The following is a 20,854-nucleotide window of genomic DNA, read 5'->3' as shown; positions in this document are numbered from 1 at the left end:
CCTCATTCAGACTACGTCGCGCATGCGATACCAAAGCTTGCCGAGCGCTTCGAGCGGCGCGGCCAGCGCGTCGCCGCCCGGAAAACGCGGATTATGGATGGCCTCGTAGCGCGAGAGCAAGCGCGTGTCGCCGAGGATCGCATCGGACACGGCTCGCGCCGCGGCCAGCGTGGGCAGCACGCCGTGCCCCGAGAAACCCTGGAGCCAGTAGCGCCCGCGCGCGTGCCCCACGTCCGGCGTGCGCCGGATGCTGATATCGATATGGCCGCCCCACGCGTATTCGAGCTCGACGCCACGCAGTTGCGGGAAAACGCGTTCGAGGCTCGGCCGGATCGCTGCGCGAATGTCTTGGGGAATACCGCCGAGATACGTGCACGCGCCGCCGAACAGCAGCCGATGATCGGGGCTCAGCCGGAAGTAGTCGGGAACGAACTGGTTATCGATCACGCAGCTATTGCGCGGCAAGAGCGTATGCGCGAGTTGCGGGTCGAGCGGCGCGGTCGCCACCTGATACGTGCCGACCGGCAGGACACGGCGCGCCAGTTCGCGGTCGAGCCGGTCGATATAAGCGTTGCAGGCGAGCACGAGCGTGCCCGCGCGGATCTGGCCATGGGGTGTGGTCGCGACGAAACCCGTTGGCGTTTCGCGCCATTGCTGCACGCGGGTCTGCTCGAAGATGCGCCCGCCCGCGCGCTCGATCGCGGCGGCAATGCCCAGCCCCAGCTTGAGCGGATTGAGGTGGCCGGCCTCGGGATCGTAAAGCGCCGCGAGATAGCGCGGGCTGCCCACCCATTCGGACATGTCCGGCTCGGCGATAACGCGCAACGCGTCGTAGCCCCATGTGCGCGCGGCTTCGTCGCGTGCCTCTTCCAGCAGCGCAATGCGGTTGCGCTTCACGGCGGTCCAGAGGCTGCCGGGCCGGTAGTCGATATCGAAGCCGTGGCGCGCGGGCAGTTCGCGCACCTCGCGCGCCGCCCAGCGCATGCTGTCCCATAGCTCGCGCGCGCCCTCGAGTCCCAGCGACTGCTCGATCGGCCCCATATCGCACGACCAGCCGAGCAGCGCCTGCCCGCCGTTGCGTCCGGACGCGGCCCATGCCACGCGGCTCGCCTCCACGACCACCACGCGCCGGCCCGCTAGCGCCAGCCGCAGCGCCGTATGCAACCCGCTGAAACCCGCACCGACGATCAGGATGTCGGCGTCGCACTCGCCCGCGAGGGACGGGCGCTCCGGCGCCTCGCCGGGCAGCGTGCGGGCGTAATAGCTTTCCACATGACGGGTCGATTCGACGAACATGGCAGCATCCGTGAAATTTAATCGGCTTAATTTCATGAAAAATTAGCACGACAATTTCACGGATGCAATCGTCTTTTCGGGCTTTGCGGCTTGGACGTTACGCCGCAGCGGCCTTGCGCAGCCGATTGACGATCTGGTTGTCCTTACCCTGAACCAGCGGCGTGAGCGTGATATTGAACTCGATGGCCTTGTACGTATCGCCCTTCAGACCCAGCGTCGTACCGCCGGTCTTCTCGACCAGGGGCGGAATAAGCTCCTCGCGCGTAGCGTAGGCGAAGTCATCCCAGGTCAGTGGGTCACCTTCGATATTGAATTGCGTAGTGAGCTTGCGCGAATTTTCGGCCGTGACGAAGAAGTGCACGTGGGCCGGGCGGTTGCCATGGCGGCCGAGCCCGTCCAGCAGTTGCTGCGTCGCACCGTGCGGTGGGCAGCCATAGCCTACGGGCATGAGCGTGCGAAATTCGTATTTGCCGTCCGCGCCCGTCCTCGCCGCGCCGCGCAAGTTGAAATCGCTCTGCACGCCGGTCGGATCGAAGTGCGAATAGAAGCCCTTCGAGTTCGCATGCCAGCATTCCACCAGGGCGCCAGCGAGTGGCTTGCCGGCCATATCCGTGACCGTGCCGTGAATCACCAGCGGCCCTGCGTCCTCATCCGGATCGATGGCGATGGCCGATACGACCTCGCGCACCGGCGCGCCCGCCACATAAAGCGGGCCTTCGATAGTGCGTGGCGTGCCGCCTTCCAGACCAACTGCCTTGTCCGCGGCGTCCATGCGAATGTCGAGGTACTTCTCGAGACCGAGCCCGGCTGCGAGCAGCGCCGCTTCCCCATCGTGGCCGAGCTTGTTCAGATAGTTCACGCCGGACCAGATTTCATCTGGCGTGATGTCGAGATCGTCGATGGCCATGAAGAGATCGCGCAGCAATCGATGGACGATCTGCTGCAAACGCGCGTTGCCGCTGCCGCCATTGAGATTCGCGGCCGCCATCAGCAGGCTGTGCACTTCCTTCGAGCCGAATACTTGTGCGCTCATCATTCTGTCTCCTGAAATTAGGGAAAATTGGTCCAGGCATCGTTGCCGTGAACATCGTCGATGCGGTCACGGCTAATACCGCTCCTGGCGGATTCACAGGGATCCGTCTTACGCCTCATCGATCCATCGCTGGATCTGCGCGCGATCGTTCGTACAACTCAGCGCGAGCATCAGCAGAACACGCAGCTTCTGCGGGGCAAGGTCACCGCCCGCGAGCACGCCGGCTGCTTCGAGGAACGCCTGGGTTGGCACTTCGCTGCGCGCTGCGCGGCTCGATTGCACCACCACCACGCCGCTTTTCGCCGCGCGGGCGAGCGCGGCCTGCTCCGCCGCTGCAGGGCGTCCCGGCACCAGGCCGGCGCTTACTATCGCGCGGCTGCCCGCAGCAACGAAGGCGTCGATCGCCACGGCGTCGGCACCCGCGTACGAGAGCACGATATCGACGCGCGGCAGCGTGCCGAGTGTTTCCATGTCGAGCGGCAGACTTGGTCCGGCGCCGACGCGCCCGCGCCGCATGACGACGCGCCCCGAAGCCTCGACGCGCCCAAGCGGACCGAACTGCGGCGCCTCGAATGCGCCAAGCTCGAAGCTTGCGGCCTTCGTCACGTCGCGTGCGGCAAACACCTGGCTGTTCATGACCACGAGCACGCCCGCGCCACGGGCCTCATCTGACTGCGCGAGCGCGAGCGCCGCGCGCAGGTTGCCGGGCGCGTCGCTGCCGGCCGTATTCAACGGGCGCTGCGCGCCCGTGATGACCACCGGCACATCGAGATGGAGCAGCAGATCGAGACACCACGCGGTTTCCTCGAGCGTGGCGGTGCCATGCGTGACGACGAAGCCTGCAATGCCAGGGTCCGCGGCGGCTGTGCGCCGGATCAGCTTCGCCAGCGCCAGCCAGTCGGCTGGCGCGATGGCCGTGCTGCCCAGCGCCCGAAACGGAACGGGTACGAGTTCGACAGTGTCTGCAACGTTGCCGAGCGAGCCCATCTCGTCCATCAGTTCGTCAATCGATCGGACGACGCCGCTTTCGCCATATTCGATCCAGTCGAAACGATGGCGTGCCTGCATCGCGAACGTGCCGCCCGTGCCGATCACGGCGACCCGCGGCTTGCCACGAACAGCCAGCGCGGCGCGATTGCCTGGCGCCTGCATCACGCTCTCTCCTGCAGTGCTTCGGTGTTGACAAACACTACGCCGTCCTCAACCTTCACGGCGTGGCAGCGAGCGTCACGCGAGAGCGGCGCGCATAGCGCGCGGCCGTTGCGCACGTCGAACAGCCCTGCGTGCAACGGGCATTCAACCTCATGGCCTTCGAACTCGCCTTCGGAAAGGCGTGCGTGGCCATGCGTGCAGATGTCGTCGAGGGCGTAGACCGTGCCGTCGATCTCGAAGAGCGCCAGCTCATGATGCTCGATGCGCACGCCGCAGCTCGGGCCGGCTGCGAAGAGCGTGGCCACCTCGCCGGCGCGATACCAATGCACCGGCTGGGCGGCCGGGTTGGCTTCGCTGTGGGCTTCGTCATGTGCGATTGTCAGGGTACACATATTCCGGTTTCCTGTTGAAAATTCACGTAATCACGCGCGCACTGATCGAGCAGCGTCGAGCGCCGCAAGCGTCGCGGCGAGCGCGCTCGCACCGGCGCCGAGCGGCGCAAGGTGGATCTGTGCGAAATTCATGTAAGCGCAACGCCATGCGCCATCGGCGTCGCGCCGATATCGTTCTCGCGTGACGGCGGCAAGCAGCACGACCTCGCGCGTGTCCTCGCGCATGGCGAGTTGCCACAGCCGCCAGGTGCCGCTCGCCTCATCCGCGCGAATATCGAACTGTGGACTGCCGTAGTAGTGCGCCGCAAAGCACCACGGCGAGCGCTTGAACCACTCGTGCAACTGCGCGCGGCCCACCAGCGAGTCGCCGAATCCCGCACCACCTTCCCACACGGCGTCTTCGGTAAAGCACAGTGCCTGGTCCCATGCCACCCGTGCCAGCACGTCGGCGGGCTGGCGTTCGTGGGTGCTCGTGTATTTTGCGTCGGCAAGTGCCGCGTAGCGCGCCTTGAGTTCGCGAATCGCCTCGACGGCTTCGAGGCGCGCCACGCGCTCGTGCAGGCTTGCGTCGTTCATTGTGCAAGCTCCTTGAGCGGAATCGACGCGTCGCCAAGCCGCTCGGGCGCCGGCTTCGCACGCCGGGCGACGAGTGCTTCGAGATGGCGGCGCTCGCGGCCGTTATCGATCAGCACACCTCCCGTGACGCATCCTTCGCGCAGCAGCAGCACCGTAGACGGATGACCGTTGCGCGTTGCGCGAACGCATACCTCGTCGTCGCGCGAAGGCAGGCCGACAACCTGGACGTTGTGCCCAGCCTGGTCGGTCCACATCCACGGGATCTCCATGTACGGTTCATTGCGCCCCATGATGAAGCCCGCCACGGCCGCTGCCTGGTTTTCGGCATTGCGCCATGTTTCGAGGCGCACAGGCTTTCCGTAAAGCGCATGCCAGGCCTGCGCGACATCGCCCGCCGCGTAGCACCACGGCGCGAGCGGGCTGCGGCAGCGCTCGTCAACGCTCACCCCTTCGCGCGAGGCGAGGCCTGTGCCATCCAGAAAGCCCACCGCACATTCAATGCCGACGGCCACGAGCACGCGCTGGGCCGGCAATGCGAACGTCGTACCGTCCTCTCGCATGGCTTGCACGATATAGCCGCACTCGCCCTCGTTGGACGCGATGGCGCGCACCTGCACACCGGTCTCGATACGCACGCCTTGTGATTCGTGTCGCTCGCGCAGCCATGCGCAAAGCGCGGGCGGCAGACTGCGCGCGAGAATGCGCTCGCCGGCCTCCAGCACCGTGACCTCGATACCGAGCGCGCGCGCGCTGCTCGCCACCTCCATGCCGATCACGCCCGCGCCGACGATGGCGATGCGCTTCACGCTGCGCAACGCTTCGGCAAGCGCGAGGCCGTCGTCGAGCGTGCGCAGACCGATCACGCCAGGCAGCATCGCACCCGGCACGTCGAGCATGCGCGGTGCGCCGCCGCTTGCGATCACGAGTTCGTCGAAGCCGAGGCTCGTGCCGTCGTCGAGCGCGAGCCGCCGCGCCTGCTTGTCGACGCCTGTGACGCGCGCATGCACGCGCTCGACGGTACTGGCGTCATCCCAGAACGAAGCGGGGCCGAGCACGAGTTCGTCGCCGCGCTTTTCGCCGAGCAGCAGTTCTTTCGAGAGCGCGGGCCGTTCATAGGGCGCGTGCGTCTCCTCGCCGATCAGCGTCAGCCGATCGCGATAGCCGAGCGCGCGCAGATGCTGGGCCACGCGACCGCCTGCATGCCCCGCGCCGACGATCACTACATGCCGCGCGGCGCTCATGATGCCCCCGCCTCGCCGGCCGCGAAGCCGCCCTGATTGATCACGCGATACAGCACACCGGTGGCGGACGTGCAGGTCCACGCCCGCGCCGCGCCAGGCGGAATGATGATGGCTTCGCCAGACGAGAGCCGATAGTGCTCGCCAGCCGCTTCAATGCTGAAGCTGCCTTCGAGAATTGCCGCCACTTCTTCGCCTGCGAGTCCGGCGGCCGCTTCGATCCGCTCGCCGCCCCGCAACTCGCGAATGCTCATGTCGAACGCCGAACCGCGCGTGGCGGACTCTGCTTGCCTGACGAGCCGGCAGGGCTGCAAGGATGATTCGCTCACGGCTGCTCCTTGCGCTCGGCAAGCGGATAGTAAGGCACCGTGTCTTCCGCGCCATACTCCTTGCGCGGCGGCGTGACCGCGTTCAGGCGCAGGCTCATGCCGGCAGGTTCGAAGCGGTTGCGACCGTAATGCGGCGTGTTGGCGGGAATCAGCAGCGCTTCGCCAGCGTGCATGGGAAATTCGGTGTCCGTGGCGGCGCCCTCGCCCGTGAACACCGAGCAGCCACCGCTCACCTGCAGCGATGCTTCCTCACCGTGCTGGTGCGATTTGACCGGCAGGGCGTGACCAGCGGCCTCGACAAACTTCACGACCGCAACGCTCATCGTCTGCCCGAAGAGATGCTTCATGTAGAGACCATCTGCCACGACTTCCTTGAGGTTGTCGTCGATGGCGAAAACGCGGCATTGACTCATGCTTGTCTCCTTGCGTCGCTCACAGCGCGGGCGACATGACGAACGCCTCATCGGCGGCGAAACGGCGCGGGTCGAACCCGTCCACCACGGCCTGCTGCGCGTAGAACTCGACGGCCGGCGCGACTTCGGCCAGTGAGAGCGTCAGACACATCAGCGCGCGCGCGTCGGCAGGCAGGGCGTTCATGTCGAAGCGATCGAGCCACGCGAAAATGCGCTCCATTTCGGGCAGCATCGCGGCAACGAACGCGTGGATCTCGTCCATCGTCACGGCGTGGCGGCGCACGTTGCGCGCAGTTTCCGTGTCGAGCGCCCAGCCGGCAAACGACTGCAGGCTTGCGAATTCCGCTGGCAGTTCGGGCACCGGCGCGGCGGTGGCGCGCAGCGCCTCGATATTGATGGTCTTCGTTTCCATAAAAAAATCCTCAGGATTTAAAGGCGGGCGTGAGTTCAGATGGCAGCAGCGACAAGCCGGTCGACGACGTGCGCGCCATGCCGGACCAGAACTTCGCTATCCTGAAGAATCATGTGAGACTTCGCCCCTGTTTCCGCGGCGCGCTGGGTGCGCTCCAGCGTGCTCATGTCTTCCAGCAGGACGTCGCGCAGCGCGACCTTCATGTACTCGAGGAAGAAGCGCCCGCCCGCGGTAGTCATCTCCGGGTAATACACGCGGCCTTCAAACAGGGTTTTGTTGTGAGCGATGGGCCGGAAGTTGTACGCCTGGCAATAGTTCGGACGCAGCGAGACGTAGAAGTCGGGGAATACGACGTTGATGTCGAACAGCCAGTTTTCGCTTTTCGTCCAGTTCACGCCCTTGGGCAGCGCGTCGAGCGGAAACTCATGCTTCGCGCTGCCGATCGCCGCGCGCAAGGCCGCTGCCGCAATCGGGCGAGTCTGTGCGGATTCGGCCAGCGCCTGCTCGGCCGCGGCGCCGCCCGAGGTCACGGCCTTGGGGTTGCCATACACGGACTTCTGGTTGCCGGCGAGCGAAAGCCGCCGGTGCAGGTCGCCGCATACCACGTCGAGCGGGCGCATGCTGCCGCCTTCGCTGCGGTCAATGGCATCGGCAATCGAGCGTCCGTGCACATAGGCAACGTGGTAAGCCTCCTGGAATGCATCGAGCGCGAGCTTCCAGTTGCAGTTCACAACGCTCGTCCACTGAAAGCCGCAGGTGAGCTTGTCGAACGGGTAGCCCTCCACCTCCCCATAAACCGGCTGCATGAACTCGGCCAGCGATTGCGCTGGCTGCGGGTCCATGTTCACGAAGATAAAGCCTTGCCACACATCGCACGATACCTGGGCGAGACCATAGTCCTCGCGCCTCATGTCGAAGAAGCAGTCTTCGTCGGGCACGCCGGTGAGCTTGCCGTCGAGGTCATAGGCCCAGCCGTGGAACTTGCAGAAGAATTTGCGCGTATGGCCGCACTTGTCGTACACGAGCTGGTTCATGCGGTGCGCGCACACGTTGTGCATGGCGCGAATCTGGCCGGCCTTGTTGCGCACCACGATGATTTCGGTATCGCAGGCAGCCAGCTCCTTTACGAAATAGTCGCCCGGATGCGGAATCTCTTCGACACGTCCAACTTGCAGCCAGGTCTTCTTGAAGATCTGCGTCTTCTCGCGCTCGTAATACTCTGGTGAGACATAGGGTTCGAGCGGCACCGGGCCTTTGCCAAGCTCGGGATAGCGGTCCGTGAGGAAAAACGTTTCGGGTTTCATGGTGCGATGCCTCCGTTCAATCAACTCTCAAAATTAAATGCCATTCTGTTTTGAAGCACTAGCCTTGTCAAGTATCAATTTATCCGGACCAAGACTTAACGCTGATCGACATGCCGAGCCCGGGAGGCCTGGTAAAATAACGAATGCAACCCGGTCATGACACGCTCCGGGATCGACCGCTCAACAACAGGGCCGCGCGGGAAGCGGCGGCCGCACAGGGGACATGGATGGCACAAGTCAAAAAGGCAGACGTGCGCGACGCAATCGTCGCCGCGGCATTCGATCTGTTCTGCCGCAAGGGCTACACGGCGACGACAATGACGGAAATTGCCCGCGCTGCGGGCATGACGGTCGCGAACCTGTATGTATATTTCGATTCGAAGCTGCTGATCTTCTATGAGATCTATACGCCGTGGCTGATGCAGCAGCTCGAGACGCTGCGCGACGCGGTACGCAAGTTCCCCACGCCGCGCACGCGCCTACGCCGCATCGTACTGGGGCTTTGGGGCGATATTCCGGCCGCCGACTACTCGTTCGCGAACGCCATGATCGAAGCGCTCGCGAGCGCGCCGCGCGGCACGCCCAAGCCCAACGACCTGCTCGCGCGTTGTGAAGACTTCGTGACGGAACTGATCGTCGAGAGCCTGCCGCCCGAGGTCGCCCATGTGGCAACCAACAAGCTGCTCGCGCATGTGCTGTGGATGGCGCACGACGGCTTTGCGATCAACAGCCGCATCGGCGACACGCGCGACCTCGAAGCCGTTGCGGCGCTCATGGTCGACCTCGTGCTGGGGCCGGAGGTACCGGCGCCACGCACGCGTCGAAAGCGTGCGGAAAGCGTATAACTAATACGATTCACACAATTCCAGCGCCGCGCGTTTACCGCGGCGCACGGCCTCCCGCGCAGACTCCACAATTCCCCTGAATTTACGGCTTTTTTCCTGCTCCCTATCGCGCCACGCAGGGAGCAATTTGATATTAATCAGGGTTAACACTGGTTTGCGCTCAAAAATAATGAATGCAACTATTTATTCGAGTCGCTGAGTCTGACGCGCCATGGCATCGCCTGGGCGGTCCGCATAGCGCCCGTTCCGATTCCATATTTCCCAATCACCCGGAGATGTCATGCACGTTGCCGATGCGGCGGCCGAAAGCCCCGCCCAAACCATCCCGCTGCGCACAACCTGCCTCGTCCTCGCGCTATGCTGGGTCGCCATCGTCTCCGAGGGCTACGACATCGGCGTAATGGGCACGATCGTCCCCTCGCTGTTGGCCGATACGCACTGGCACCTCACGCCGCTGGAAATCGGCCAGATGAGCAGCGCTGCGCTCGTCGGCACGCTTTTCGGCGCTTACTTCATCAGCCTTCTGAGCGATCTCGCGGGCCGCAAGCAACTCCTCATTGGTTGCGTCGCCCTGTTTTCGCTGTCGATGCTCGGCGCGGTGTGGGCGCCAACCCCTGCCATCTTCGCGCTCATGCGCGGCATAGGCGGCCTTGGACTCGGCGGCGTCATTTCCGTGGCGGCAGCACTGACCATCGAGTATTCGCCGCCGAAGCGGCGCAACCTGAACTTCGCGATCATGTACTCGGGCTATCCGATCGGCGCGCTCGTTTCGGCGCTCTCCGGCATGGCGTTCATCGAGAGTTTTGGCTGGCGCGCGGTCGTGGCCATCGGCGCAACACCTCTGCTTTTCGTGCCCGTGCTGATGATGTGGCTGCCCGAGTCGCTCGAGTTCCTCGTGCGCAAAGGCCGCCATGAGGATGCGCGTAAGCTTGCCGTGCGGCTCGGCATGAGCGAACCGGCGCGCGGCGCACCGGGTGAGCAGAAAAAGGCGCAGTTTCGAGAGGTACTGCATGAAGTGTTCTCGCGCAAGAACGCGATGGGCACGCTCTGCCTATGGGCCGCGCAGTTCATGGCGATCATGCTTGTCTACGGCCTGGGCACGTGGCTACCGCAGATCATGCGCAAGAACGGTTACGATCTTGGCTCGAGCCTGTCGTTCTTCGCGGTGTTCAATCTTGCGGCGGCAATGGGCGGCGTGGCGATCGGGCGTATTGCAGACCGCTTCGGCCCGCGCCTCACGATCGCCTCGGCGTTTCTCGTCGGTGCAGTGTCGATCGCCGCGCTCTCGTATAAAAGCGTAATGGTAGTGAACTACCTTCTCGTCGCGTGTGCGGGGTTTGGCAGTATCGCCGTGGCGCTCGTGCTGCTCGGCTACGTGGCGAACTACTACGCTCCGCACGCGCGCGCATCCGGCACGGGCTGGGCAGTGGGCGTGGGACGCTTCGGGGCGATGTGCGGCCCGGTGATCGGCGGCTACCTTGCCGGTCTGAATATCTCCCCCTTCTGGAATTTCGTGATGTTCGCCGCGACCGCGCTGCTCGCATCGCTTGCCGTGCTGCTCACGCCCACGCCGGAACACGTGCGGCGCGCGCGCGACGCATGATGCGCACGTGCTTCGGCAAATCTGTTTTCTTGTCACGGAACTGGTTATGAGTCTCGGCTTTGGCACTCGGGCCCGCATTGGGCATTTGTATCCGTCCGGCGGGTTGTGCGACTTTGAAGTGCAATTGATGGCGCCCGAGGGAGTTCAGTTCGTCACCACGCGCATGCCTTTCTCGCGGACTTCGCTGGAGAGCGACACCGCTGTCATTGCCGACGTGGAAACGCACGCAGGGTTGCTCGCCACAGCCGCTGTCGAGCTCATCGCCATGAATTGCACGGCCGCCAGCATGGCGGTCGGGGCTGATGCGATCAACCGGCGCATTCTCGCGGCAACCGGCATTCGTTCGGTCACCACCACCGACGCGGTGCTCGCCGCGCTGACCGCCTGCGGCGCGAAACGCGTCGCGTTGATGACGCCGTATCCGGCCGAGGTCGTCGAGATGGAGCGTGCGTTTCTCTCGCGCGCGGGCATCGAGATCGTAAGTGAAATCTCGGACCCGCGATCCACGCCGGTCGAGCAAGGCATGCTGCCGCCGGAGCATTGGGCGGAGCTCGCCAACCGCGTGGACCTCGCCAACGTCGACGCGTTCCTGATCAGTTGCGCGGGCATTCAGCTCGCGCCCGTCATCGACGCCATCGAAGCGCGCGGCAAACCGGTGGTGACCAGCAACCAGGCGCTGCTCTGGCATTGCTTGCGCACGCTCGGTCTCGCGCAACGGCCGCACGGCTACGGGGCGCTGCTCGCAGGCGCGTTCGACTAGGCTCGCCGCCCAAGTTCCTTTAGACCGCACCGGGACGGCCTGCCCGTCCCGCGACAATCGAATCGTCTTTCCTGTCCACTATTTTTTGGACTGCCAATCGTAGCGCCGCTGGAAACGTATTCCCATCACCATCAGAAAGAACAATGACTGCAACCCCATGCAAGGCGTTCGTGCGCCTGAGAACCGGTTTCATCCTGACATTCGGCCTGCTGGCCCTGCATGCGCCCGCGCAGGCGCAAGGCTCCATCACGCTGTACGGCATTCTCTCAGAGGGTCTCGCGTGGGCCAGCAACGAGGGCGGCCATGCCAACCTGAAACTCGTCTCGGGTACGAACCAGAACAGCCGCTTCGGGCTGCGCGGGATGGAAGACCTGGGCGGCGGCGTGAAAGCGATCTTCACGCTGGAGAATGGCTTCGACATCACGACCGGAAAGTTTCAACAGGGCGGCCGCATGTTTGGGCGCCAGGCTTACGTGGGTCTGAGCAGCGAACGCTTCGGCACGTTGACGGCGGGGCGGCAGTACGACACCGCTTACGATTACCTCGCGCCCTTCGAATCGGCCATTGCCGCAACGGGGCTTGCCGTGCACCCGGGCGACAACGACGACGTGTTCGGCAGTTATCGCTACAACAATTCGCTCAAATACCAAAGCCCTACGGTCGGCGGTTTGCGCGCGCAGGTCATGTACGCCATGAGCAACGCCGCCGGCCAGTGGGCGCTCAATCGCTCGGTGAGCTCGGGTGTTGCTTACGAGGCAAGCCAGTTCAGGCTTGCGGCCATCTACCTGCAGAACGATCGCCCTGGCGCGGGTGCCAACCCTTCGGGTGCGCTGACCGACGACTACGCAGGTGCCCCCTTCCTGCTCTTCCATTCGAGTCCGTTGGATCCCTCAGTGGGCGTACGGCGTCAGCGCGAGTTCGGCGCGGGCGCGCAATACACGGCGGGGAAACTGCGCGCCTCCGGTCTCGTGACCGACGTGCGGTACGACTATCTCGACACGACCAGCCTGCATCTTGTAAACGTCGATGTGAGCGCGTCATATAGCGTAACTCCGTCGCTGCTGCTTTCGACAGGCTATGTGTACACTGCCGGCCGATATGGCGGCTATAACCGCGCGCCGCACTGGAACAACATCCAGGCCGGTGCGGATTACTTCCTCTCGAAGCGCACCGATATCTACCTTTTCTGCGACTACCAGCGGGCCAGCGGTGCGAACGCCGACGTCTACATGTTCTCTCCGTCCAGTTCTGCAAGCCAAACCGTGGTGGTGGCCGGGTTGCGCCACAAGTTCTGAGTGTGCTGGCAAGCCGATAACGCGCCGTATCCGGAAATCAGCAATGCAACCGAGGACGACGGGAAAAACTTTACGCATGCAAAACGCATTGCCATCGATCCTCGCGCGCAATCACGTTTCGGATACCAAAGTTTGTTTTCGACCTTTGCGAAAGCGCTTTCATCCGTCCAAACGTGAATAAACATTCGATACTGAGATGCTTAAATAATCTCCAACGAACGATTCGCGCGTAAGGTGCCTCACACCTGAGGAATGAGCGATGCGCAATCTCGCCGTTTCTTGACAAGATTCACCCATCGTCTACGCTCAACGCACGGCAAAGCCTTTTGAATTTCAATTCAAAACAGTGCTGTCTGTTTTCATCGTAGTGCCACGATTGTCTGCAGGCTAGCGAAGAAAGGATGCCAGCGTGAACTTCGTCGATACGCTCCTCATCAGGCTCGCTGATCCGGCGGCTCGCGGTGGTGTTTTCGACAGCGACAGCCTCGCGCAAATCGCGTCGACGGCTTACGACACCAGCGCGATGCCCATTCAAGGACCGTACAGCGCGGTTTTCGACGATATCCAGCTCGGCCTCGCGGTCCCGCGCGTTGCCACTCTCGATGGATACTGGGGACGCTCGGCCACGGGCGAGCGCACCGACTCGCAGTTCGTGCTGTCGGGGCTCGGCGAAAGCGCGATTCGCGTGGATGCATTCTGGCGCGGCGCGATCATCGCCCGCTCGACGCCGCCTACCGGACACGTAAGCGCGGCGCGCGGCAACGTGGTCGATGCTGGACGGATCGATGCGGAGATCGTGGCCGCGCTCGGTGCACTGCCGGCCGATTCCGCCGCGCTCGAAAACGAACGGCGCACGCGCTTGCTCACGCATCTGCGTGCAGCTTTCGCGCAGCCCGACCTGATGACAGGCGCGCTGCTGGACCAGTGGCTGCACGACAACGGCGCATCGTCCGTAAGCGACCTGATCGTGAACCTGCGCGGCGTGCTCCATGCCTATCCCCTGCAAATCACTTTTTCGCCGCCCAACGACGTGCCGTCGCTGCCGGAGCCGCTGCCGATCGGGACCGCGCTGATGATCCGCGACGTGGGCTTTTCGGTTGGCGACCTGCTCACGGAATCGCGGATCGTTCGGCAGCAGCTTGGCCAGATGGGCCTCACCCGCGCGGTAGACGCCACGCTGCCGATCCGCGAGCCGCTGCCGATCACGTGGATCGTGCCGGCCGCGGCGTTCGACGATACCGGCTGGCCGGGCGCCGCCGCAGGCATGGCGGCCGACGCCGCGCGAAGCGCGCGGCGTGCGGCGGCCGCTGGCTGGCTGGTGCTCCAGGGAATCGGCCTCGCGGTCGTCTAAACAAGCATGTTAGCAATCCATATCGATTCGAGCCATTAAACCTGGCATTGCGAAATTTCACCGGGCCAGCATGGATCGCCCGTTTCGTGTTCAGAACTGACATCAAAGGAGCAACTTATGTCAGCAACCGTCCCTGCGGCGTTTCCCTTCATCCTGGTCAACATCGATACGTCCGCGCTGATGCCCATCGCGCAGCGCTCGCCCGGCGTGATCGCGATCGTTGGCAAGACCCCCGCCGGCGCAGACGGCGGCGATGCGGCATTCGACATGCCGACCGTCGTGGACACGGCGTCAGACGTGTCGCAGCACTTCGCCAAGGTCAACCCCGACGGCAGCGTGGCCGACACGACACTGTCGACCTCGCTCAAGCTCGCGATGCTGCAAAGTCCGACGCCCTCGAAAGTGTATGGCGTCAAGGTCAACGGCAACGACTACGCCGGCGCGCTGGCGTCGCTCGAAGCCGCGGACGATGTCGACTTCGTCTGCCTCGCGAACGAAACCGATGTCGGCGTGCCCGCCGCCGGCGGCAATCCGCCGACCAACCTGCTCGCGCTCAAGGCGCACGTCGAGACCATGTCGTCGCAAGGCCAGAAACGGCTCGGCGTGGCGATGATCAACCCGGCGACCGCGAAGTCGCCCACTTACGTTCACGACGTCGACGCCACGGCCACGCCGCTGAAGAGCGACGTGAGCCGCATGGTGCTGGTGGCCGCGCGCGGCGCGACGGTCGACGTCGCCTCGGCGGCCACTGGCGCGATCGCCGGCTACGCGCCGCAGGTCTCGATGGTGCTCAAGCAGGTGCGCGGCGTGAGCGTGCCGACCGCCAGCCAGTACGGGCCGAGCGAGATCAAGGGGCTCTCGGAGGCCGGCATCGTGCCGATCATCCAGCCCTCGCTGATCGTCGGCGGCGGCTTTTACTTCGGCGAGGGCCGCTGCTACACCACCGACGCGAGCCTGCTCTACATCGACATCGTGCGGGTGCTCGATGACATCGATTTTCGGCTCAAGGCGGGCCTGATCGGCCTGATCGGCGATTCGCGCATTACCAAGGCAGGCCTCACGCAGGTCAAGGTGCGCATCGATGCGATCCTCGGGCCGCTGCTCAATGCTGCCGTGATCGACGACTACTCGACCACGATCCCGGTGCTCAACATCCTGATGACGCCCGAGTCGGCCTGGAGCGCGACGGACAGCGCGCTGATCGTGACCGCGCGCGCGAACCGGACCGTCGACGTGTTCGTGTCGATCACCTATGGCCCGGCAGTGCACCAGCTGCGCGTCACGCTGGCGCCGAGCTTCTGACCGACCGCTTCGTTTCCCGCGCTGCCTACCGAAGAGGAGCCCAACATGCCTGACTGGAACACCCGGCTGGCCGTGTCCTATACGGCAAACAACCAGACTAGAACGATCACGCCGATCGACTCGTTCACCCCCACCTTCACGCTGACTGCGGAGCCGCTGCACTCGATCGAGCACACGCACATCGGCGTGATCTACTCGCCGCAGTCGATGACGTTCACGATGACCGTGAAGGCCATCGGCACGGTCGCTGCCGAGCTGACCGCGCTGGCGATCAAGCGCACGCCGTTCGATGTCACGCTGCAAGAGTCGATGAACGGCAACGACTGGGCGTACGCGTCGGTGGTCATGAGCAACTGCGTCATCACGAGCGCGGTGCCGTCCACCGCGACCGTCTCGGGCGCGCCCACGGCAACGTTCACCGGCTTCTGTCTCAGCGCCGCCGAGACCGACAAGAGCAACACCACCGCCACGCTGCCCTAGCCCCGCCCGGAGTAACCGACCATGCCTGATGGACACAGCGGACACGACACGCAGGATCCGACCTCGGGAACCCTCGTGCACGACGGCCATTCGGTCGGCTGGTCGCTCGGTTCCGAAGCAGACGAAACGAGCGGCAGCGGCCCGCCGGAGGTCCATTACCACTTCCCGGTGGAGATCGAGGTCCGCAACACGGTGGCGGCCATCGACGAGGACCGCCTGATTCACGCCACGCTGGAACGGCTCGCCCGCGAGCTGACCGGCTGATACCCGCTTCTCTGCGCGTATGCGGATCAACGTCAACATTCCGGTGCGTTTGTCGGTGGATCTCGACGCGATCGAGCATCGCCCGGCCGACCTCGACGCCGCGCTCGCGGCGGCGATGGCGCGCGCCATGCGGCGTTCGGCGGCGGCGACGGCGCGCTCCGGCGACCCTTCGGCCATCGTCGTGCACGACCCCACCTTCTCGTGGCGCGGCGCGAACCTGCGCAGCGTCCCGGCCGAAACGCGCCAAGACACCGAGGCGCGCCTCGCGCGCGTGATCCAGCGCTCGGCGCGCACGCAGGCGAGCACCCCGACCACGGGCACGACGGCAACGACCGGCACGAGCCTGCGCCGGCGGCCGTGGCGCGGCTGGCAAACGCTGACGAGCATCAACTTTCACGCCAAGGTCGGCGAGTACCTCGCGTTCCTCGATACCTCCATCCACGACCGCCACACCGACTACGCCACCGTTTATGCGGACTACGAGGAGCAGTTGAAATGGGTCTCGCTGTGGGTCGTGCGGGTCGACCGGCCGTACCGGCGCGACGATCTCTCGGCGGAATTGTCCGCACGCGCGCTGGAGCTGAGCCGTGCGCACCCCGGACGCGAAGACGGGTTCTGGGTGATCAACCTGTCGGAGCGGGACCGGCAGCGCGTGATCGAACTCGATCAAGACAATCTCGTTGCGGGCGCCACATCCGACCTGAGCGGCAACAGCCGCTACCTCAGGATCTACGGCGGCGAGGTCTACCTGATGCCCGGCGCGCAGGTCATCTTCACGATGATGGTCCTGCCGACCATCTCGCTGGAGACCTATGCGCGGCCCGGCACGCCGGTCGACGTCGAGGTCCGTAACCGCGAGCTGGAGTTCCTCGTCTACCAGGACGGGTTTCGCGATGCGCTGGGCGTGTCATGGCCCGATTTCATCGCCGCGATGGGCGATGAAACGACGATGCTGCACGTGTCGCCGGTCGAGGTCACCGCGCCGGTGCTCCCGACGACGCTGCAGCAACTCGTCGAAACGCGCGACCCACTGCCGTCTGCAGGCCCGCTCGTCTACCCCAGGCGGGACCTGCGCCTGCTCAACCAGGACACGCTGGACACGCTGCCGGATGCCGTGCGCACAACCGTCGCGCCGTTGACGACCCCGGCCACGCTGGCGCTCGATGCGGACAGCCGCTGGGGCCGCTGGCGGGTCGGCTGGCGCGGCGCGCTGCTGTCCGCGACCTTCGCGCTGAACGAGGACCAGCAGTTCGCGGCCAGTCACCGCGCGCGTGCCGAGCAAATCGCCGATGCCATCGTTACGCTGCTCGGCAGTTATCCGCGCGGCGATTCGCTGGCTGAAATCCCGTGGTGGAGCCGGCTCGACGCGCTCTGCACCAGCGACCTCGGGGCTCGCGCCAACGGGGCCGGCAGGCTCACGATGTTCGACCTCTGGATGGAGGCGCTGCAGCGGCGTGACGGCGGCCGGTGGTTCGACGCGCTGCTGGACAAGATGGCGAGCACGCGCGGCGACGCCGCCCTGCACTTCATCCAGGCGGCCACGGCGTCGGCGCGCTACAACGCGCATCCGCGCATCAGCCAGATGCGCAGCGACTACAACAACGCGACGCGCGCAGCGCTCAAGAATGCCTACTTCCCGGACAGCGGCGCGATGTGGCTGTTCCACGACGCCGACCGGCGCGTGGCGCACAACGGCGTGGTCGCCGACGCTTACGCCGACTATGCGTCGCACGCGCGCGTGAAGCATCTGCGCGAAGAACGGCGGGCCGAGTTCGACGCTGCCCTGGAGACCGCGGCCAATCAGCTGCTCGGGGACATCATGGCCGGCCGGGTCGCCAGGGACTTCAACAACCAGGAGTTCGCGAACGAAGCGATCAACCGGGCGGTGGCCGCGATCCACCTCTCGAACGACGACTTCGAAACCGTCACCCAGATCACGTCGCTGCGCGTGACCGCGATCGAGTTTGTCGTCGACCGCGGCATCGAGCGCTACAACGTGACCTTCAACATGGTCCAGAAGATCGAAGGCGAATCGAGCTGGACCGATCTTGCCGGCACGAGCCGCACGACCACGGAACTCGACTTCGAGTGGCTCCTGTTCGGCTGGGATCTGGGCCGCATGGGTGACCGGCTGGAGACGGTCGGGCTCGTGATCGGCGGCATTGCGGTGATTGCCGTCGCGTGGGAAGCCGGCATCGTCACCGCGCTGGTCGAGGCGGCCGGCGGCACGGGGGCAGTGCTGACCTCGGTATTCGTCTCGGAGATCCTCTATCTCGCGACTGCGAAGCACTACAGTCTCGAAGGCTTCGTGATGGCCGCGATCGACGGCTACCTGTTCGCGCTGACCTTCCGCTTCGCGGGCATCGGCGGGCGCGCGATCGCGCTGCGCATCGGACGCGCGACGATGTCGGACATCGTCGGCGGCTGGGTCGCGGAACGGCTCTTCGTGGGCATCGTCGGCGGCTCGCTCGGCGGCGGCGCGGTCGTGTTCTCGCATGGGCTCGCCGACACGCTGCTGCGCAACGGGCCGGGCCCGAGCCTTGGCCAGTATGTGCGCGGCATGACGATGGGCGCCGTGTTCGGGCTGTTCGGCGAGTTCGTGATCGGCCCGGCGCTGCAGGGCGCGTTCCGGGTCGGCGGGCAAACCGTGCTGAACACCGCCGACGAAGCCATCGGGGTCATCCGCCGATCGGGCGTCTCGCCCGCCCGCTATGCGGCCGAAATCTCGCAGGCGCTGTCCGCGATCCGCGAACGTCTCGCGACCTTTCTCGAAGCATCGAGCGTGCAGACGATCATCACCGGCCTGCGCGAGCGCATGGCGACGCTCGGCGAAGGGCTGAGCCTCGGCGCCATCGGGCGGCGCTTCGAGTTCTCGATGTTCCGCCGGGTCTTCGAGCTCGCCGACATCGGCATGGGTCCAGTCGAGACCGACGGGCTCGAACGGCTGTTGTCGACGACCGAGGCCGGCGCGGCGCGCATGTCGCAAGAAGAACTGCTGGCGTTCCTGAACCGGGTGGCAGTCGACCGCGGCCGCGCGCAGAAACTGCTGAACGCGCTCGGGCGGCTTACCGATGAACGCGCGGGCGCGCTGATCGGCGGCGGGCAGCTCGATGGCCTGGCGTCGTCGCCCAATCTGCTGCACCACCTGACGACCGGGGACATCAACCGCATCTGGGATGTGCTGGCCGGGCCGTCGTTCCGCCTTTCGACGGCCGATTGCGAAGCCTTCCTCGGCCGGCTCGCGCCCTTTACCGACGAACAGCAGATCTCGGCGCTGGAAATGCTTCGTCGTCCCGAGCAACTCGTGACGCCCGAGGGCGTCGCGCAGGCGCTCGAAAAAGGCGGCTTGAATGCGGGCGTCGGCGAGGGACTCGACCGCCTGTACGGCGCGCTGGAGTCGGCGGCAGCCGATACGCTGATGCGCGCGATCCCGGCTGCCGACGCGCCCGGCTACCTGCGCTGGCTCGGTGCGCAGCGGCAGGAAGTCGTGAATCGGATCGCGCAGGACGGCTTTCTCGAGCCGCTGGCGAGCGCGCCGAATGCGCTCGATTTCATCGGCCGCAACGGGTTCGACTCGTTCCGCACGCTCGCGGCCGCGCACGGCCCGTTCGGCACGACGATTGCCGATGCAGTGGCCGGCCTCGACGCCTTCGCCGGAGCGCTGCGCGCGTTCTCGCAGGACCAGCAGGACCTCGCAATCGCCACACTGCTGCGCGCCGGCAACCGCGTTCCGTCCGACTCGCTGCTGTTCGTATTGCAGCAGCATCTGACGCTCGACACGGAACTCCAGCGCGCGCTCGACAACGTGTACGTCGAGCGCTCGGGCATGACCGTGCAGGAATTCCAGCGGCTCACGGGCGCGCGCTTCGACTCCGCGCTGCGCGGGCTGTATCGCGACGACTTGCCGTACTGGAACGAACTGGGACACGCCGAGGCCATCATCCGCCATGACGAAGTGATGGAGATGCTGCGCCAGCGTGCCAATCGCACGCCTTTCCGCGCCTTCGTGGGCCGCTACCCGGGCCACGAAGGCGCGGCGATCGACGCGCTCGGCCGGCTCCTCGCGCGCGTGCGCGCGCTGAGCGGCGGCAGCCTGCAGCGCTTCGAGATGACCGACCTGATCCAGGCGCTCCAGTCGGTGACGACACGCGGACCGACGCCGATCGCCGAAATCGACCAGATCGCCGCCGATATCGGCCAGTCCGGATTTCCGACCCGCACGGTCGGCACCGGTCCGAGGGCCACCACCTTCCCGTCCGCAGCGGAGGAAGCGCGCGCGTATGTCCGGCTGCTGGGCGACAACGTCTCGCCGGCCCAGGCGCAAACGATGCTGACGCTGCCAACCGATGTCAATGTCGCTACAGTCGAAGTCGCGGGTGAAGGCGTGAAAGGCCCGGACGTCATGCTCACGACAGTTACGGGGGAAACTATCGGGCGCGAGTCGGTGGCCACCGAGATTCCAGCCGTCGATCCCGCCAATCCGCTGCTCACGCTGGAAAAGAGCCTGGGCTCGTCGAGTTTGAGAAAGAAGGTCGTCCAATACAGCCCCGGCGGCGTCTATGGCGGTCGCACGGAGATACGCTGGCTGCGCCGGGAGATCGATGTCCGCATCGATCCGTCCGCGGACGGCTTCTCCTTCGACAACCTGCTCGCGCAAATGCAGGCGGACGGCTCGCTGGCGCCCTTTCTGGATCGTGTGACTGTGAAGGCCGTAGGCTCGGAGAGCATCGCCCGGGTGCGCTTCTACAATTCGCAAGGCGCGCTGATCCATAGCTGGACGCCATAGGCTGATTGGATTGGACAAGGCAA

General features: G+C 65.2%; 19 protein-coding genes. 9 read left to right on the top strand and 10 right to left on the bottom strand.

Annotated elements, in window-relative coordinates; genetic code table 11:
• Nucleotides 1-6: 6 nt before the first annotated feature.
• The 10 genes from P5W98_RS32815 to P5W98_RS32770 all read right to left on the bottom strand — a co-directional run bounded on the left by P5W98_RS32815 (nt 7) and on the right by P5W98_RS32770 (nt 8,145).
• Nucleotides 7-1,296 carry an NAD(P)/FAD-dependent oxidoreductase gene (locus tag P5W98_RS32815; RefSeq protein WP_421028579.1) on the bottom strand — a complete coding sequence of 430 codons (1,290 nt, stop codon included), beginning with the start codon at nt 1,294-1,296 and terminating at the stop codon, nt 7-9.
• A 97-nt stretch (nt 1,297-1,393) separates the two neighbouring features.
• Nucleotides 1,394-2,329: a catechol 1,2-dioxygenase gene (gene catA / locus P5W98_RS32810; protein ID WP_421028792.1), complete on the bottom strand. Its 936-nt coding sequence runs from the start codon at nt 2,327-2,329 to the stop codon at nt 1,394-1,396.
• 108 nt (nt 2,330-2,437) lie between these two features.
• Entirely contained in the window at nt 2,438-3,481 is a 1,044-nt protein-coding gene (locus P5W98_RS32805; protein WP_421028791.1) for an asparaginase, read from the bottom strand.
• Nucleotides 3,481-3,873: a non-heme iron oxygenase ferredoxin subunit gene (locus tag P5W98_RS32800; RefSeq protein ID WP_421028578.1), complete on the bottom strand. Its 393-nt coding sequence runs from the start codon at nt 3,871-3,873 to the stop codon at nt 3,481-3,483. The genes P5W98_RS32805 and P5W98_RS32800 overlap by 1 nt, the downstream gene beginning before the upstream one ends.
• Nucleotides 3,874-3,903: 30 nt before the next feature.
• Entirely contained in the window at nt 3,904-4,449 is a 546-nt protein-coding gene (locus tag P5W98_RS32795; protein WP_421028577.1) for a nuclear transport factor 2 family protein, read from the bottom strand.
• On the bottom strand, nt 4,446-5,690 hold the full coding sequence (locus tag P5W98_RS32790; protein ID WP_421028576.1) for an NAD(P)/FAD-dependent oxidoreductase: 1,245 nt from the start codon (nt 5,688-5,690) through the stop codon (nt 4,446-4,448). The genes P5W98_RS32795 and P5W98_RS32790 overlap by 4 nt, the downstream gene beginning before the upstream one ends.
• Nucleotides 5,687-6,016, bottom strand: a complete 330-nt coding sequence (locus P5W98_RS32785; protein WP_421028575.1) for a cupin domain-containing protein — start codon at nt 6,014-6,016, stop codon at nt 5,687-5,689. The genes P5W98_RS32790 and P5W98_RS32785 overlap by 4 nt, the downstream gene beginning before the upstream one ends.
• Complete coding sequence (locus tag P5W98_RS32780) at nt 6,013-6,429, bottom strand: cupin domain-containing protein (RefSeq protein ID WP_421028574.1); 417 nt, start codon at nt 6,427-6,429, stop codon at nt 6,013-6,015. The genes P5W98_RS32785 and P5W98_RS32780 overlap by 4 nt, the downstream gene beginning before the upstream one ends.
• Before the next feature lie 19 nt (nt 6,430-6,448).
• Nucleotides 6,449-6,841 carry a hypothetical protein gene (locus P5W98_RS32775; RefSeq protein ID WP_421028573.1) on the bottom strand — a complete coding sequence of 131 codons (393 nt, stop codon included), beginning with the start codon at nt 6,839-6,841 and terminating at the stop codon, nt 6,449-6,451.
• Between the two features lie 35 nt (nt 6,842-6,876).
• Nucleotides 6,877-8,145, bottom strand: coding sequence for an aromatic ring-hydroxylating oxygenase subunit alpha (locus P5W98_RS32770; RefSeq protein ID WP_421028572.1), 1,269 nt, complete (start codon nt 8,143-8,145; stop codon nt 6,877-6,879).
• A gap of 227 nt (nt 8,146-8,372) precedes the next feature.
• Between P5W98_RS32770 and P5W98_RS32765 the strand changes: the two genes are divergently transcribed.
• The 9 genes from P5W98_RS32765 (at nt 8,373) to P5W98_RS32725 (ending at nt 20,831) form a co-directional block, all read left to right on the top strand.
• The gene (locus P5W98_RS32765; protein ID WP_421028571.1) at nt 8,373-8,990 is read left to right on the top strand and encodes a TetR/AcrR family transcriptional regulator; all 618 of its coding nucleotides are present in this window, start codon (nt 8,373-8,375) and stop codon (nt 8,988-8,990) included.
• Between the two features lie 280 nt (nt 8,991-9,270).
• Nucleotides 9,271-10,593: an MFS transporter gene (locus tag P5W98_RS32760; protein ID WP_421028570.1), complete on the top strand. Its 1,323-nt coding sequence runs from the start codon at nt 9,271-9,273 to the stop codon at nt 10,591-10,593.
• Nucleotides 10,594-10,639: 46 nt separating this feature from the next.
• A complete protein-coding gene (locus P5W98_RS32755; protein WP_421028569.1) occupies nt 10,640-11,353 on the top strand; it encodes a maleate cis-trans isomerase family protein in 714 nt (237 codons plus the stop codon).
• A gap of 143 nt (nt 11,354-11,496) precedes the next feature.
• On the top strand, nt 11,497-12,648 hold the full coding sequence (locus P5W98_RS32750) for a porin (protein WP_421028568.1): 1,152 nt from the start codon (nt 11,497-11,499) through the stop codon (nt 12,646-12,648).
• A gap of 409 nt (nt 12,649-13,057) precedes the next feature.
• Nucleotides 13,058-13,999: a hypothetical protein gene (locus P5W98_RS32745; protein ID WP_421028567.1), complete on the top strand. Its 942-nt coding sequence runs from the start codon at nt 13,058-13,060 to the stop codon at nt 13,997-13,999.
• A 117-nt stretch (nt 14,000-14,116) separates the two neighbouring features.
• Nucleotides 14,117-15,301, top strand: coding sequence for a hypothetical protein (locus tag P5W98_RS32740; RefSeq protein WP_421028566.1), 1,185 nt, complete (start codon nt 14,117-14,119; stop codon nt 15,299-15,301).
• Nucleotides 15,302-15,346: 45 nt separating this feature from the next.
• Nucleotides 15,347-15,781: a hypothetical protein gene (locus tag P5W98_RS32735; RefSeq protein ID WP_421028565.1), complete on the top strand. Its 435-nt coding sequence runs from the start codon at nt 15,347-15,349 to the stop codon at nt 15,779-15,781.
• A gap of 21 nt (nt 15,782-15,802) precedes the next feature.
• Nucleotides 15,803-16,045, top strand: coding sequence for a hypothetical protein (locus tag P5W98_RS32730; protein WP_421028564.1), 243 nt, complete (start codon nt 15,803-15,805; stop codon nt 16,043-16,045).
• A 19-nt stretch (nt 16,046-16,064) separates the two neighbouring features.
• Entirely contained in the window at nt 16,065-20,831 is a 4,767-nt protein-coding gene (locus P5W98_RS32725; RefSeq protein ID WP_421028563.1) for a hypothetical protein, read from the top strand.
• The last annotated feature ends 23 nt before the right edge of the window (nt 20,832-20,854 follow it).

Source organism: Paraburkholderia sp. A1BS-2L, assembly GCF_051125205.1.
GTDB lineage: Bacteria > Pseudomonadota > Gammaproteobacteria > Burkholderiales > Burkholderiaceae > Paraburkholderia.
This window is presented reverse-complemented; position numbering and strand designations above follow the sequence as displayed.

Excerpts from the sequence above, each read along its gene's own strand:
- P5W98_RS32740 (WP_421028566.1), top strand. The coding sequence starts at position 14,117 with ATGTCAGCAACCGTCCCTGCGGCGTTTCCCTTCATCCTGGTCAACATC.
- P5W98_RS32795 (WP_421028577.1), bottom strand. The coding sequence starts at position 4,449 with ATGAACGACGCAAGCCTGCACGAGCGCGTGGCGCGCCTCGAAGCCGTC.
- P5W98_RS32805 (WP_421028791.1), bottom strand. The coding sequence starts at position 3,481 with ATGCAGGCGCCAGGCAATCGCGCCGCGCTGGCTGTTCGTGGCAAGCCG.
- P5W98_RS32800 (WP_421028578.1), bottom strand. The coding sequence starts at position 3,873 with ATGTGTACCCTGACAATCGCACATGACGAAGCCCACAGCGAAGCCAAC.
- P5W98_RS32780 (WP_421028574.1), bottom strand. The coding sequence starts at position 6,429 with ATGAGTCAATGCCGCGTTTTCGCCATCGACGACAACCTCAAGGAAGTC.
- P5W98_RS32730 (WP_421028564.1), top strand. The coding sequence starts at position 15,803 with ATGCCTGATGGACACAGCGGACACGACACGCAGGATCCGACCTCGGGA.
- P5W98_RS32760 (WP_421028570.1), top strand. The coding sequence starts at position 9,271 with ATGCACGTTGCCGATGCGGCGGCCGAAAGCCCCGCCCAAACCATCCCG.
- P5W98_RS32765 (WP_421028571.1), top strand. The coding sequence starts at position 8,373 with ATGGCACAAGTCAAAAAGGCAGACGTGCGCGACGCAATCGTCGCCGCG.
- catA (WP_421028792.1), bottom strand. The coding sequence starts at position 2,329 with ATGAGCGCACAAGTATTCGGCTCGAAGGAAGTGCACAGCCTGCTGATG.
- P5W98_RS32775 (WP_421028573.1), bottom strand. The coding sequence starts at position 6,841 with ATGGAAACGAAGACCATCAATATCGAGGCGCTGCGCGCCACCGCCGCG.
- P5W98_RS32725 (WP_421028563.1), top strand. The coding sequence starts at position 16,065 with ATGCGGATCAACGTCAACATTCCGGTGCGTTTGTCGGTGGATCTCGAC.
- P5W98_RS32770 (WP_421028572.1), bottom strand. The coding sequence starts at position 8,145 with ATGAAACCCGAAACGTTTTTCCTCACGGACCGCTATCCCGAGCTTGGC.
- P5W98_RS32755 (WP_421028569.1), top strand. The coding sequence starts at position 10,640 with ATGAGTCTCGGCTTTGGCACTCGGGCCCGCATTGGGCATTTGTATCCG.
- P5W98_RS32815 (WP_421028579.1), bottom strand. The coding sequence starts at position 1,296 with ATGTTCGTCGAATCGACCCGTCATGTGGAAAGCTATTACGCCCGCACG.
- P5W98_RS32735 (WP_421028565.1), top strand. The coding sequence starts at position 15,347 with ATGCCTGACTGGAACACCCGGCTGGCCGTGTCCTATACGGCAAACAAC.
- P5W98_RS32790 (WP_421028576.1), bottom strand. The coding sequence starts at position 5,690 with ATGAGCGCCGCGCGGCATGTAGTGATCGTCGGCGCGGGGCATGCAGGC.
- P5W98_RS32750 (WP_421028568.1), top strand. The coding sequence starts at position 11,497 with ATGACTGCAACCCCATGCAAGGCGTTCGTGCGCCTGAGAACCGGTTTC.